We start from the raw sequence: 14633 nt of genomic DNA, 5'->3' as shown, positions 1-14633 counted from the left end.
CGGTCAGTAGAAACCAGTGTGAACGGACCAGTGAAAGGCGGTCGGATTCGCGATGAGCGAGCAGAACGAGACGATGTTCTACACCTTGTGGACGGTCTTCAAGCGGACGGGGTCGCCGCAGGGGGACCACGCGGCGTTTGACGCGCTCGTGGACCGGCTCGTGAGCGAGGGCGTGACGCTGCGCGGCGCCTACGACGTCTCCGCGATGCGCGCCGACGCGGACGTCATGATCTGGCTCCACGGATCGCAGCCAGAGCGCCTCCAGGCGGCCGTCCGCGAGATCCGCCGCCTCCCGCTCTTCGCGGAGACCGAGATCGTCTTCTCCGCCATGGGCGTGCACCGAGAGGCCGAGTTCACGAAGAACCACTCGCCCGCGTTCGCCCGCGGCGTCGAGCCGAGCACGTGGGTCTGCGTCTACCCGTTCGTCCGGTCCTACAACTGGTACATCCTCCCGGAGGAGGAGCGGGGTGCCATGCTCCGCGACCACGGCCTCAAGGGCCGCGAGTACCCGCACGTGCTCTCCAACACGGTCGCATCCTTCGCCCTCGGGGACTGGGAGTGGATCCTCGGCCTCGAGGCCCCGGATCTCCATGACCTCGTGGACCTCATGCGGCACCTGCGCAAGACCGAGGCCCGCAACCACGTCCGCGAGGAGACCCCGTTCTACACCGGCCGCCGCATCTCCTCGAGCGAGATCGCCGAGGTCCTCCGATGAGCTGCGGAGAGACCTTCGACGACGCCTGCTGCACCTCCGGGACCACCGCCGGAGACGCCGCGCCCGTGACGCGAGAGGGCATGATGGCGCCCGTCGCCTACGACGCCCTCCTCCTCGCCTCCTTCGGCGGGCCCGAGGGCCAGGAGGACGTCATCCCGTTCCTCCGCAACGTCACTCGCGGCCGCGGAATCCCCGACGAGCGCCTCGAAGAGGTCGCCACCCACTACCGCGCCAACGGGGGCATCAGTCCCATCAACCAGCAGAACCGCGAGCTCAAGGCGGCCGTCGAGGCCGAGCTCGCCGAGCGGGGCCTCGACCTGCCCGTCTACTGGGGCAACCGCAACTGGGAGCCGTACACGCCGGACGTCCTCGAGACGATGTACGCGGACGGGCACCGCCGCGTCCTCGCGTTCTCGACGAGCGCCTACGCGGGATACTCGAGCTGCCGGCAGTACCGCGAGGACTACGGCATGGCCCTCCGGGACCGCGGGCTCGAGGGCAAGCTCGAGGTGGACAAGGTCCGCCAGTACTTCGACCACCCCGGCTTCATCTCGCCGTTCATCCAGGGCGTCGAAGAGGGCCTCGAGGCCCTCAAGGGCAAGCTCGCGGACAAGGGCGTGGCCAACCCGCGCCTGCGCATTCTCTTCTGCACGCACTCCATCCCGATGAGCGACGCCGAGGCGGCCGGCCCCCGTCTCCCCGAGGGCGAGTCCTATGAGGGCGGCAACGCCTACACGGCCCAGCACCTCGCCGTGGCGCGCACCGTCATCGCGGGCGTCCCGGGCGCCGCGGACGTGCCCCACGAGCTCGTGTACCAGTCTCGCTCGGGGGCCCCGCACGTGCCGTGGCTCGAGCCGGACGTCAACGACCGTCTCGCCGAGATCGCCGACGAGACGGACGGGGTCCTCATGGTTCCGATCGGCTTCGTCAGCGACCACATGGAGGTCACGTGGGACCTCGACACCGAGGCCACGCAGACCTGCGGCGAGCTCGGCCTTGAGTCCGTGCGCGTCCCCACCCCCGGTACGCACCCGGACTTCGTGGCGGGGCTCGTGGACCTCATCCAGGAGCGCTACCGCGCCGAGGACGAGCCCACGGCGGAGGGCGAGCCCACGCGGGCATCCGTCGTCGAGATGGGCCCGTGGGCGGACGTCTGCGCGCGCAACTGCTGCGAGAAGGTCATGCGGGACGGCACCCGCCGTCCCACGGTCGCGGCGTTTGACGCGGCCATCGACGCGCCCGTGTGCCAGGAGCGCACCGCGTGACGGGTGGCTTCCGTCTGGCCACGCGGGGGAGCGCGCTCGCCCGCACCCAGTCCGGGATGGTCCTCGACGCCCTCGCGGAGCGCTCCGGCCTGCCCGGGGAGCTGATCCTCGTCAAGACGGAGGGGGACGTCGTCACGACGCCCCTCGCCCAGCTCGGCGGCACGGGAGTCTTCGTGTCCGCCGTGCGGCAGGCCCTCGCGGCGCAGCAGGCCGATGTCGCGGTGCACTCCCTCAAGGATCTGCCGACGGCCCCGGAGCCCGGTTTCCGGATCGGTGCCGTGCCCGAGCGCGAGGACGTCCGCGACGCGCTCTGCGCCCGGGACGGCCTGACGCTCGAGACCCTCCCCGAGGGCGCGAGCGTCGGGACGGGGTCCCCGAGGCGGGCGGCCCAGCTCCTCGCGGTGCGGCCGGACCTCACGGTCGTGGCCATCCGCGGCAACGTGGACACGCGCCTCTCGCGGGTCAAGGGAGTCCGGCTCACCGACGAGTCCAACCAGCACATGTCCGGAGGCCTGCGCGAGGACCTGGACGCCGTGGTCCTGGCGGCCGCGGGACTCAAGCGGCTCGGCCGCGAGTCCCACATCACCGAGCTCATCGCGCCTGAGCTCATGCTCCCCGCACCCGGGCAGGGCGCCCTCGCGGTGGAGGTCAGGGACTCCGACGACGAGCGGACCGCCGCCCTCGCCGAGGCCCTCGCGGCCTACGACCACGCGCCGACGAGGCTCGCGGTCACCGCGGAGCGGGCCCTGCTCTCGACCCTCGAGGCCGGCTGCTCTGCCCCCGTCGGCGCGCTCGCGGTGTTCGAGGACGGCCGCCTCACCCTCGAGGCGCGGGCGGTCCGCACCGACGGCAGCGAGGTCTTCTCCGGGGGCGCGTCCCTCGAGCTGCCCGAGCTGGCAGGGGACGAGGCCGAGGCGGCGGCGTTCGAGCTTGGCGTCGTCGTGGCCGAGGCCCTGATCGAGCGCGGGGCGGGTGACCTCATCTGACCGTCCCGGTTGAGGCAGCGGCCGCGCACCCCCGGCGGGTGCTTGTTCCCCGCCGCGCGGACCGCTCGGCCGAGTGGGTCGCGGCACTCTGCGGGGCCGGGTTCGAGCCCGTGCTCGTGCCCCTCATCGACTTCGAGCTTCCGGCCGATCCCGCGCCCGCCCTGAGCCTGCCCGTCCTTCTCGACGCGGCCGGGCGCCGCGCTGAGTCGGGGGCCGAGCGGCCGTGGCTCGTCGTGACGTCGGTGACGACCATCCAGGCCCTCGCGCAGCTCGGCGTCTGGACCGAGATTCGGGACGTCGTCCGGCGGGGCAGCGTCGTCGTCGTGGCCGTGGGAGAGGGAACCCGGCGCGCCCTGGAGGCGGCAGGGGTGGCCGCCGAGCTCATGCCGGAGCGCGCGATGAACGCGCGAGGCATCCTCCGCCTCGCCGCGCACCAGGCCCCGCGCGCCGCGTTCCTGCCGCACGGAAACCTCGCAGCGCCGACCCTCGAGGGCGGTCTGCGGGACCTCGGCTGGGAGGTGACCGCGCTCGACGTCTACCTGACCGTGGACGCCCCCGCGAGGCCAGGACGGCGAATCACGACCCCGCCCCCCGGTACGCCGGGAGGGGACGGCGCCCCGGCAGGCGGCAGCCCGCGGGAGCCCGTGAGCCCCGGACCGGAGCTCGGCCTGGACGAGGCGCGTAGGCTTGAGTGGACTGCGATGATCGCGACGAGCCCCTCGACCGCGCGGCGCATCCTCGCCGAGTTTCCCGCCGCCCGCGCAGACGCCGGGGTGCCGATCCTCTCGATCGGCCCGAGCACGACGGCCCAGCTGCGGGCCGCCGGACGCGAGCCGGCAGGGGAGTGCGAGACGCCCGAGCCGGCCGCCGCCGTCGCCCTCCTGACCGCCCTGACGCGCTCCGCCGACGAGCAGAACGCACGCGCCGAGCCAGGCTTCACCGACACCGACACCGCAGACCAAGACCCGCGCCGCCACCTCAGTTCCACGCGGCGCCCACCCGAGACCGAGGAGACACCATGAGCTTTCCGTCCCAGCGCCTGAGGCGGCTGCGCCAGTCCGCCGCGATGCGAGGCCTCGTGGCCGAGACCCGGCTCAGCGCGGGCTCGCTCATCCTGCCCGCGTTCGTCCGGGAGGGCCTCAGCGAGCCGTCGCCGATCACGTCGATGCCCGGCGTCGTCCAGCACTCGCGGGACTCGCTCAAGCGCGCCGCGGCAGAGGCCGTCGAGGCGGGCGTGGGCGGCATCATGCTCTTCGGCGTGCCCGAGGCCCACGACGCGACCGGCTCGGGGGCGATCGACCCGGAGGGCATCCTCAACGTCGCCATCGCGGACGTGCGCGCGGAGGTCGGCGACGACCTCGTCGTCATGTCCGACGTCTGCCTCGACGAGTTCACCGATCACGGGCACTGCGGCGTCCTCGCCGAGGACGGGACCGTGGACAACGACGCGACACTCGAGCTCTACGCCCAGATGGCCGTGGCACAGGCCGCGGCGGGCGCGCACATGCTCGGCCCCAGCGGCAAGATGGACGGCGAGGTCGCGGTCATCCGCCAGGCCCTCGAGGACGCGGGCCACGTCTCCACGGGCATCTTCGCCTACTCCGCCAAGTACGCGTCCGCGTTCTACGGGCCGTTCCGCGAGGCCGTCAACTCCCAGCTCAAGGGGGACCGCCGCACCTACCAGATGGACATGCGCAACCGGCGCGAGGCCCTCGCCGAGGTGGAGGCAGACGTCCTCGAGGGCGCCGACATGGTCATGGTCAAGCCTGCGATGACCAACCTTGACGTCCTCGCCGATGTCGCCGAGTTCAGCCCCGTGCCCGTCGGGGCCTACCAGATCTCCGGCGAGTACGCGATGATCGAGGCAGCGGCCGCCAACGGCTGGATCGACCGTCGCGCGAGCGTCACGGAGGCCCTCACCGCGATCACCCGAGCCGGAGCCACCTCCATCCTCACCTACTGGGCCACGGACGCGGCCCGCTGGATCCGCGAGGACGCCTGACCTGCCACGGGTGCCCGCCTGAGTCGGCACGGGCGCCCGCCTGACTAGGGGGGCGGGGGCCCGATTGACCCGGCCCCGCCCCGACTATGCCCTTTCCCCGCGGCGCGCACCGCCGCCGCCAACCCCATCCGCGAAGGAGCGTCATGACGACGAACCAGCAGCTCTTCGACACCGCCTCCCACCTCATGCCGGGCGGCGTGAACTCGCCCGTGCGAGCCTTCGGCTCCGTGGGCGGCACGCCCCGCTTCATGGTCAAAGGCGAGGGCGCCATCCTGACCGACGCCGAGGGCCGCGAGTACGTCGACCTCGTGTGCTCCTGGGGTCCCGCGCTCCTGGGCCACGCCCACCCCGCCGTCATCGAGGCGGTCCAGGCCGCCGCGGCCCGGGGCCTGGGGTTCGGCACGTCCACGCCGGCGGAGGCTGAGCTCGCGGAGCTCGTCGTCGGCCGCGTTTCCGCAGTGGAGCGCCTGCGCATGGTCTCCACGGGCACCGAGGCGACCATGACGGCAGTCCGCCTGGCCCGCGGATTCACGGGACGGAACCTCGTCATCAAGTTCGCCGGCTGCTACCACGGGCACCAGGACGGCCTCCTGGCCGCCGCCGGCTCAGGGCTCGCGACGTTCGCCATGCCCGGCTCCGCGGGCGTCACCGAGGCCACGGCCGCCGAGACGCTCGTGCTGCCGTACAACGACCTCGGCGCCGTCGAGGCGGCGTTCGAGGCGCACCCGGGCCGGATCGCCGCCGTCATCACGGAGGCAGCGCCCGCGAACATGGGCGTCGTCGCTCCGGGCGAGGGCTTCAACGCGGGGCTGCGCCGGATCACGGAGGAGAACGGCGCCCTCCTCATCATGGACGAGGTCCTCACGGGCTTCCGCGTGGGGCCGGGCGGATACTGGGCCCTGGCCGAGTCGGGCTGGGCCCCGGACCTTCTGACGTTCGGCAAGGTCATCGGCGGCGGGCTGCCGACGGCGGCTCTGGGCGGGCGCCGCGAGGTCATGGAGTACCTCGCGCCCCTCGGTCCCGTCTACCAGGCGGGCACGCTCTCGGGGAACCCGGTGGCGATGGCCGCGGGCGTGGCCACGCTGCAGAACGCCACGAGCGAGGTCTACGAGCACGTCGACGCCGCGTCCCTGCGTCTCCAGCGCAGCCTCGCGGCGGCCCTGGACGCGGAGGGCGTGGACCACTCGATCCAGCGGGCCGGCAACCTGTTCTCGGTCTCCTTCGGCACGAGCCAGCGAGGGGTGGCGAACTACGACGACGCGCAGGCCCAGGAGTCCTTCCGCTACGCGCCGTTCTTCCACTCGATGCTGGACTCGGGCGTGTACCTGCCCCCGAGCGTCTTCGAGGCGTGGTTCCTCTCCTCGGCGCACGACGACGCCGCGCTCGAGCGGATCGAGGCCGCGCTGCCTGCAGCCGCCAAGGCCGCGGCCGCGGCGACGCCGCAGGGGTAGTCGCCGCCTCTCCTGCCCTCTCGTTGCGCGGCGATCTTCGCACGCCGGGGCGCCGGTGTGTGGTTGAAACTCGCCGCGCAACGAGGAGGAAAGGGGCCGAGGAACGAGGAGGAAAGGGGAGGAGCGGGGCCGAGGGGCGAGACGGAGAAGCGTCGAGGCGCTAGGCCGGGGAGCCCCCGTACGTCGGCCAGCCGCCCTCGATCGTGGCGCTCGGGTCGGTGCGGCGCTTGTACTCCTGGAAGTCCGCCGCCTGGGCCTTGGCCCAGCCGACCTGCGCGTCGTGGAGCTCCGCGGCGCCCATCCGGATGGCCGGGAACTTCGTCCCCAGCGCGCGGGCGAGGTGGACGGCGGCCAGGGCGTCGTCGGCCGCAGTGTGCGCGTTCTCCAGGGAGATCCCGTAGCTCTCGCAGAGGGCGGTGAGGGTCTTCTTGCCCTTGCGGTACTTGTCCACGTGCTTCTGGAGGATGAACGGGTCGATGACCGGCCGGGGCGCGCGGCCCGTGATGCCGTGGCGCTGGCGCTCGTGGGCCATGACGGTGAAGTCGTAGGCGCCGTTGAACGCGACGAGGGGCAGCTCGGCCTCGACGAGCTCGTCGAGAGCCTGGGAGATCTCGGCGATCGCCTGCGCGGCGGGAATGCCCTCGGCGCGAGCCTTCGCCGTCGTGATCCCGTGGACGTCCGAGGCCTGCTGCGGGATCTCGACGCCCGGGTCCACGAGCCACTCGCGGCGCTGGAGCTCCTCGCCGCGGCCGTTGACGATGATGAGGGCTGCGGTGACGACGAGCGCGGTCCGGGGGTCACGCCCCGTCGTCTCGAGGTCGAATCCGACGCACGGAAGATCAAGCCACGTGGGCGCTGCTGTAGACATGGATTCAGCCTATCTGCCGCGGGTCCTGGATAGGCTGGGAGCATGACGCGGCCAAGCCTCCCACCTGATTATGTGGCGGGCCTGCGCGTCCTCATCGAGTCGATCCCCCCGGGGCGCGTCATCGCGTACTCGGACGCAGCCGAGGCCATTGGGTACGGGAGCGGGCGGCACAGTGCGGCGGCGCTCGCCGGGGGCCTCGTGCCCGGCGTCCCCTGGTGGCGGGTCATCCGCGCTGACGGGAGCATCGTGGAGCGCCTCGCCCCTGAGGCGTGGCGGCGCTGGGCGGAGGAGGGCACCCCGCTCATGCCGGATGGGAAGCGGGTGCGGATGGCTCTCGCGCGCTGGAGAGCGGACGACGACGTGCTGCGCGCGGTGGATGCCGCCATTGAGGCGGCGTCGGCTCAACGTGTCCACCCCTCGTGTTTGACTGGTTTGCATGACAAGAGCAGCAGGACGTGACGCCGTGACGGAAGCGGGCGCGGCGCAGACGGGCGGGCGCGGTCAGGTGCGCGGCACCAAGAGGCTGGTCATGGCCCCAGTGAGGCGGGCCGCGGTCGGCGAGTATGCCCGGGACGTGCCCCCACCCGCCCCCGGCGTGACGCTTCTGACGGGCGTTGCGGGGTCGGGGAAGTCAAGCCGCCTGCGGGCCACCGCCCTGCGGCACCTCCGTGAGGAGGGCACGCCCGTGCTCATGATCTCCTCGTCCCGTGCGGCAGCCTCCCGGTTCGCGGCGGACCTCGCTGCGGAGTCGGAGGAGGGCCTCGGGGCCAGCCGCAGCATGACCTGGCCCGCCTTCGCGTTCGAGATCATCAGCAGAGCCGAGGCCCAGGGCCTCATCCCCTGGATGCGGGGTGCCCCGCGCCTTCGCACCGGAGCGGAGCAGGACCACCGCTACCACGCGCTGCTCAGCCGCGTCCCTGAGGCCTCCCTTCCCCCCACCATGGCTCTCGCGGCCGGAACGCTGGGGCTTCGGCAGCAGCTTCGGGACTTCGCGGATCAGGCCATTCAGGTGGAGGCTGACCCGGAGGCGGATGTGACCGCCCTGGCCGCGAGGCACAACCGGCCGGAGTGGGCGCTCGCGGGCCGGCTCATGGCGGAGTACCGCTTCCAGAGCGCGCTGGGGGACTCGGAAGCCCTGGACGCCCTCGAGCTGAGTCTCGTGGCGCGCGGCATCCTGAGGGAGAACCCCGAGTTCGGGCGGGCGGAGGCCGCGCGGCAGGGCCTCCTTGTGGTGGATGACGCGCACAACGTCACGATGCCCGAGCTCGCCCTCCTCGAGGCCCTCGTGGGGGCACTGCGGCCCACGGGCGCTCCCGCGATCGTCGCGTTCGACGAAGCGTCCGCGGTCCAGGTGTTCCGCGGCGCCGACCCAGCCAGGACGGGCCGCCGCCTCGCGGCTCTGGCGGATCGTCAGGAGGACGCCGGCCCCAATCGGCGCTCCTCGGGCACGCTGGCGGCCGTAGCGGAGAGCCTCCGGGCGCGGCTCGGCGTCCAGCCGCTCGGCCCCGGCGCGGCGGCTCCGGCGGCAGACGCGCGCGGGGAGGCCGCTGGGGGCGAGGTCGAGTGCCTTGTCGTGAGCCACCCCTTCCACGAGCACCGGCTCATCGGCACGCGCATTCTCGATCTCGTCGTGTCGGAGGGGGCCAACGTCGGGTTCGCCGACATCGCCGTTGTGGTCCGCTCCGGCTCGGAGGCCCGCAGTGTCGAGCGCCAGCTGACATCGCTTGGCATTCCTGTGGAGGTCCCCCCGGCCGTTCTGACGCTCAAGGAGACCCCCGCGGTGCGGCCGCTCGTGGCGCTCATGGAGGTTGTCGTCAGCGCAGAGGAGCCCGAGGTCGCCGTCCTGACGGAGGTCCTCACATCGCCGCTCATCGGCATGTCCAGCGTGGACCTCCGGAGGGCCCGCCAGGAGCTTCGCCGCCGTGCACGGCTGGCCCTCGTCCGGTCCTGGTCTGGCGAGCCCGCGGACCAGGCGTCGCCGAACCCGGCGTCTGGGGACCCCATGGCCGCCGGAGGCGGCGGGGCCCCGCTGGAGGGTGCGCCGCCCCTGACCGAGGCGAGGATCCCGCTCAGCGACCAGCTGCTCATCGAGGCCGCGAGCGACCCCGCGTCGGAGACCGGCATCGAGGGGATCGATCGCCTCAGCCGCATGATCGCGGCGGGCCGCCGGGAGTACGAGACCAAGAACAAGGACCCGCAGCACGTCCTCTGGGGGCTGTGGGAGGAATCCGGGCGCGCCCCGGTCTGGCGGTCTGCCGCCGCAGGGACGGGGGCAGCGGCGGACCGGGCCAATCGGGACCTGGACGCCGTGATGTCGCTGTTCTACGCCGCCGAGCGCTTCATGGATCAGAGGCCGGGCGCCGCCGCAGACGAGTTCCTCGCGGAGCTCATCGAACAGGCCGTCCCCGTGGACACCGTGGCCAAGAGGGCCGCCGGAGGATCGGCAGTATCCGTGCTGACTCCCGTCACGGCTGCGGGGCGCGAATTCGCCGTTGTCTTCGTGGCAGGCGTCCAGGAGGGCCGCTGGCCCAACCCCCGTGTGCGTGGTGAGCTCTTCGGCACGAGCGACTTCCTCGAGGCCCTCGCCGCAGAGCGGGAAGGCCGCCCCGTCGTGTACTCGGGGCACGCGGAGCGGGTCTCCGCCGTCCGGCGGGACGAGCTGCGCCTCTTCCTCGCCGCCATCACCCGTGCCACGTCGCGGCTCGTCATCACCGCGGTCAACGGGGACGGGGAGTCGCCGAGCCTCTTCTTCGACCTCGTCGCGCTCGCGGCGGGGCTGAGCCCCCACGCCATCCGGCCGGTGCATCCGCCCCGGCCTCAGACCATTCGAGCGCTCATCGGCGAGCTGCGCCGCGCGGCCGAGTCCGCGCCGGCCCCCGAGGCAGCCGATGCGGCCTCCGTTCTGGCGCTCTTGGCCACCTCGGGCGTGCGGGACGCCAGCCTCACAAGGCCCGAGACCTGGTGGGGGAGCCGGGCTCTGTCGACGACCGCCCCGGTCGTCGGTCCCGAGGCTGTGATCGTCGTCTCCCCATCGAAGATCCAGCAGGCCATCGAGGACCCGCTTGGATGGTTCGTCCAGTACGTCGGCGGTGAGCCTGCCCGGGAGTTCTCCCGTTCGCTCGGCACGCTCGTGCACGCCCTGGCGGAGCGGTATCCGAGCGGCGAGCGGGAAGAGCTCACCGAGGCGCTCGAACGGGCCTGGGCGGACCTGAACTTCGACGACTCCCTGTCATCCCGTGCCGAGCGCGCCCACGCGGAGCACCTCGTGTCGTCCTTCGCGCAGTACGCCATCCAAGCCCGCTCGGAGGGGAGGGACGTGACGGCGGGAGACGTGGAGAAGTCCTTCCTGGCCCAGGTCGAGCTCCCCGTGAGAGGCGTGCCCCGGACCGTCGTCCTCAAGGGCACCATCGACCGCCTTGAACGCCGCACGGACGGAGGCTGGACAGTCGTCGATCTCAAGACGAGCAAGACGTCCGTCACAGCAGCCGAAGGGGCCGTGCATCCCCAGATGGCCGTCTACCAGTACGCCGCCGAGCTGGGCGGACTCGAGGGCGTCGAGCGCACTGAGGAGGCGCTCCTCGTCTATCTCGGCAAACCGAACGCCAAAAAGGTGGCGACGGTGCGGCAACAGGGCGCGGGGATCTCGAGCCTCGCCGAGGTCCTCGTCGCAGAAGCCGCCCGCACCATGACCGGCGCGTCCTTCGCGGCCTACCGGGCGGGGGAGCGAGACCGGAGCCAGCTGCCGGAGATTGATCCGCTGCTGCCGCAGGGGCGCCCCGTCACGCGGCTCGATCTTCCCGAGAATTCACCCGAGGAGGGGAACCAGGCATGAACGCCACAATGCCCCAGGACTGGCCGCCAGCCGACCCCGCCGCGCTCGCCGCGGCGCTGACGCCGCCAGGCCAGCCCGTCATCCCGCCCACGCAGGCCCAGTCTGAGGTCATCACCTCGACCGAAGGGTGCCTGCTCGTCGTGGCCGGTGCCGGATCCGGCAAGACTCGCACCATGGCGGAGAAGGTGGCGTGGATTGTCAGCCAGGGGCTCGCGGCCCCGCATGAGATCCTCGGTGTCACCTTCACGAAGAAGGCGGCCGCGGAGCTGAGTCACCGCATCCGTGAGAAGCTGGCGCTCCTGGACTCGGCCAAGCGCCGGGCTGGGGTCGAGGAGGCCGGTGCCGCACTGCTCGACGACCTCGACGTCGACGTCTCCACCTACCACTCCTTCGCCAACCGGCTCGTCGCCGACTACGGCCTGCGGCTGGGCGTCGAGCCCACGGCACCGCTCATCGGCGAGGCCGAGGCATTCATGCGGGCTCGCGGGGTCTTGGACGCCTACGCGGGCAACGTCGAGGACCTCGGCGGAACAGCACTCTCGACCGCCACCGGCAACATCCTCCGGCTTGTGGGCGAGCGCGCTGAGCACGGCGCGTCCTGGGCCGAGATCCGCGAGACACTCGCCGCCTACCGTGACGCGGGCCAGGCGGCGGTCGCGGCGAAGACGCGCGCGGGGGCGGTGGCCCTCGTTGATCGTCTGCAGGGCCGCCTCGTTCAGACCCTCCTGGCGGAGCAGTATGAGCGCCTCAAGAGGACCGAAGGCTTCCTCGACTTCGGGGACCTCATCGACATGGCCGTTCGCCTCGCGCGGGAGTTCCCCGACGTCGGGGCCGCCGAGCGCTCGCGGTATCGCTATGTCCTCCTGGACGAATTCCAGGACACCTCGCACACCCAGATGGAGCTGTTCGCCGAACTCTTTGGCCCTCGCATTGTGGACGGTGAGGTCGTCGGAGCACGGGGCATCACCGCCGTGGGCGACCCGAACCAGTCCATCTACGGCTTCAGGGGAGCCTCGGCCGGCCAGCTCGCGGCGTTCGTTCAGCGGTTCAGCCTCCCCGGCCGCCCCGCCGGCCAGCTCAACCTCAACCAGGCGTGGCGCAACCCCCGCGCGGTGCTCGACATCGCCAACGCACTCTCCGAGCCGCTCGGCGAGACTCCCGCCTTCGTCCGCGCGCCGCAGGTCGACGTCAAGGAGCTCGCCCCCTCGCCCAAGGCCGGCCGCGGAGAGGTGGTCTTCGGGCAGTTCGCCTCGTTCGGGACCAGCGTGGAGGAGCAGCTCGCCCGAATCGAGGCCCTCGAACCCGAGGACCGGGATCAGTCCGTCGACGAGGTCCGTGAGGTGCTCGCCGCCATGACGGAGCGGCGCTCCGAGATCCAGGCCGTGGCGGACTTTGTCGCAGCCCGGCGGGACGCCCCTCCGGGGGAGCCCGCGCCGTCCGTGGCCGTGCTCTCCCGCACCAAGTCAGCGCTTGGCCCCATCTACGAGGAGCTCATCCGCCGAGGCATCCCTGCGGAGCTCACGGGCATCGGGGCGCTCTTGGAGGCGCCCGAGGTCGTCGAGATCCTCGCCTACCTGCGTGTCATGACGGACGCTGCCCGCTCGGACTCCATGCTGCGCATTCTCGCCTCGCCCAAATTTGCCCTCGGCACGCGGGACCTCGCTGCCTTCGGGGACTGGGCCCGTCACGTCGCCGCCGTCGAATCCCGCCGAGCGGGCGGACGCATCAGCCCAGAGGCAGCACCCGAGGACGTGGATGTGCGAGAGGCGGAGGACACGGCTGAGTCGCCGTCCCTCGTCATGGCGCTTGAGGAGCTGCCGCCGGACACCAGCTGGGTGTCCCGGCACGGCCGCTCTATTTCAGAGGAGGGACTGCGGCGCCTGCGGGAGGCCCGGGACCTCGTCGTGCGCCTGCGCCGCATGCCGTCCGACGACCTGCTCGACGTCATCCAGGCGGTCGAGCGGGAGATCGGCCTCGACATCGAGCTTGAGGCCCTGCCCACGGGATCGCCCCACGCTGCGCGCCGCCACGTGGAGGCGCTCCTCGACGAGGCGGCAGGGTTCGCGCGGACCCGCACCGCCGTGAGCGTGTCCGCGTTCCTCGACTGGCTCGACCTTGCGGCAGAGCACGAGGACGGGCTGAAGCCCGCCGAGGTGGAAGCCCGGGCGGACGTCGTCCAGCTCATGACCGTCCACGCCTCGAAGGGGCTGGAATGGGACGTGGTCATCATCCCCGGGCTCGTCGAGGGCACGTTCCCGAGCAGCCTCTCCGTGCCCTGGACCAAGGAGGGCGGCTCGATGATCCCGTTCGAGCTCCGCGGAGACGCGGCAAACCTCCCCGTCTGGGAGATTCAGACGGAGACGGGAAAAGACTTCGAGGACTCCCACGCCCTCTTCGCGGAGGAGTACGACACGTACTCGGAGCGCGAAGAGCGGCGCCTCGCCTACGTCGCCGTGACCCGGGCCCGCTCCACGCTCTGGCTCTCGTGGTCCCTCTTCGCCGACGGCAAGGCCAAGGGCCGCAAGCCGAGCACGTACTTCCTCGAGGCCATGGGGGCGGCCCAGCGCGCGGCTGTTGAGCACCACAGCACCGTGGTCCACCTCGGCAGCGACCCCCTCGAGAGTTTTGGAGGGGTCCCGCCACGGAACCCCGTCGGGGCGGTTCGGCGCACAGCCGAGTGGCCCCTCGATCCCCTCGGCAGCCGCCGCCCTGGGTTCGAGGCGGCCCAGCGCGCTGTCATCGCCGCGCTGGGCGGCGCGGACGGCGCAGGCGAGCCCGCATCCGCCCGGCCCCGCTCAACGCTCGGTGAGGCCTGGGCAGCCGAGGCCCAGCGGCTTGTCGCGCTGGCGCATGCGGAGAGCGAGCGCCGCGCTGAGGAGGCCGGCATTCTGGAGATTCCGCCCGTCATCTCGGTCTCCAGCTTCGTCGGGATCGCGGGGGAGGGGCAGTCTGCGGCGGAGCAGCTGGCGAGGCCCATCCCACGTCGACCCAGCCTCGCGGCCCGGCGTGGCACCACGTTCCATGCCTACGTGGAAGAGCATTTCCAGCGCAGCGCCGGGTTCGACTTCGACGAGCTCTGGAGCGACTCGGACGAGGCCGAGGACCTCGAACTCGACCGCCTCAAAGAGAACTTCCTGGCGTCGGAGTGGGCGGAACGGAGCGCCGACGGCGTCGAGGTCCTCATCGAGACGAAGATCAGCGGGCAGCGCATCAAGGGGCGCGTGGACGCGATCTTCCACAACGCGGATGGCACATGGGAGCTCCTCGACTGGAAGACGGGGCGGGTTCCCACCGGCGACGATCTGCGGGTCAAGTCACTGCAGCTCGCGCTGTACCGTCTCGGGTGGGCACAGCTCAAGGGCGTCCCGGAGGAATCCGTGAGCGCGTGCTTCTACTACGTGGACTCGAACACGGTCGTTCGCCCCGATCCGCTGCCGACGGCGTCCGAGCTCACGGCCCTTTTCGCGTCCAGGGTCGAGCGGACCGCGGGGCCGGAAGGCTAGGGCCGCGGGAG

The 14633-nt window shown here is 72.2% G+C and carries 10 protein-coding genes; 9 read left to right on the top strand and 1 reads right to left on the bottom strand.

The annotated features are described in order from the left end of the window. The first annotated feature begins 52 nt into the window (after positions 1-52). The 6 genes from hemQ to hemL all read left to right on the top strand — a co-directional run bounded on the left by hemQ (position 53) and on the right by hemL (position 6419). Positions 53-715 (top strand): hydrogen peroxide-dependent heme synthase, encoded by a 663-nt coding sequence (hemQ, locus tag J2S35_RS02030; protein ID WP_309849278.1) that lies wholly within the window; start codon positions 53-55, stop codon positions 713-715. Further along, a complete protein-coding gene (locus J2S35_RS02025) occupies positions 712-1980 on the top strand; it encodes a ferrochelatase (protein ID WP_380083936.1) in 1269 nt (422 codons plus the stop codon). The genes hemQ and J2S35_RS02025 overlap by 4 nt, the downstream gene beginning before the upstream one ends. Then, positions 1977-2966, top strand: coding sequence for a hydroxymethylbilane synthase (gene hemC, locus J2S35_RS02020; protein WP_309849275.1), 990 nt, complete (start codon positions 1977-1979; stop codon positions 2964-2966). The genes J2S35_RS02025 and hemC overlap by 4 nt, the downstream gene beginning before the upstream one ends. A 38-nt stretch (positions 2967-3004) precedes the next feature. Further along, positions 3005-3988 carry a uroporphyrinogen-III synthase gene (locus J2S35_RS02015; RefSeq protein ID WP_309849272.1) on the top strand — a complete coding sequence of 328 codons (984 nt, stop codon included), beginning with the start codon at positions 3005-3007 and terminating at the stop codon, positions 3986-3988. Then, on the top strand, positions 3985-4968 hold the full coding sequence (gene hemB / locus J2S35_RS02010; protein WP_309849270.1) for a porphobilinogen synthase: 984 nt from the start codon (positions 3985-3987) through the stop codon (positions 4966-4968). The genes J2S35_RS02015 and hemB overlap by 4 nt, the downstream gene beginning before the upstream one ends. 143 nt (positions 4969-5111) lie before the next feature. Continuing rightward, positions 5112-6419: a glutamate-1-semialdehyde 2,1-aminomutase gene (hemL, locus tag J2S35_RS02005; protein ID WP_309849267.1), complete on the top strand. Its 1308-nt coding sequence runs from the start codon at positions 5112-5114 to the stop codon at positions 6417-6419. Positions 6420-6579: 160 nt separating this feature from the next. On the opposite strand, the gene J2S35_RS02000 is transcribed toward hemL, so the two are convergent. Beyond that, positions 6580-7287, bottom strand: a complete 708-nt coding sequence (locus J2S35_RS02000; RefSeq protein WP_309849265.1) for a 3'-5' exonuclease — start codon at positions 7285-7287, stop codon at positions 6580-6582. A gap of 42 nt (positions 7288-7329) precedes the next feature. On the opposite strand from J2S35_RS02000, the gene J2S35_RS01995 reads away from it, so the two are divergent. From J2S35_RS01995 to J2S35_RS01985, 3 genes are read left to right on the top strand one after another with little or no spacing between them, the layout of a single operon-like run. Further along, on the top strand, positions 7330-7746 hold the full coding sequence (locus J2S35_RS01995) for an MGMT family protein (protein WP_309849263.1): 417 nt from the start codon (positions 7330-7332) through the stop codon (positions 7744-7746). Continuing rightward, positions 7724-11119: a PD-(D/E)XK nuclease family protein gene (locus J2S35_RS01990; RefSeq protein ID WP_309849261.1), complete on the top strand. Its 3396-nt coding sequence runs from the start codon at positions 7724-7726 to the stop codon at positions 11117-11119. The genes J2S35_RS01995 and J2S35_RS01990 overlap by 23 nt, the downstream gene beginning before the upstream one ends. Next, positions 11116-14622: an ATP-dependent helicase gene (locus J2S35_RS01985; protein ID WP_309849259.1), complete on the top strand. Its 3507-nt coding sequence runs from the start codon at positions 11116-11118 to the stop codon at positions 14620-14622. The genes J2S35_RS01990 and J2S35_RS01985 overlap by 4 nt, the downstream gene beginning before the upstream one ends. Positions 14623-14633 lie beyond the last annotated feature (11 nt).

Source organism: Falsarthrobacter nasiphocae (genome assembly GCF_031456275.1).
Lineage (GTDB): Bacteria > Actinomycetota > Actinomycetes > Actinomycetales > Micrococcaceae > Falsarthrobacter > Falsarthrobacter nasiphocae.
Note: the sequence above shows the minus strand (reverse complement) of the source record. Positions and strands in the feature narration are given on the sequence as shown.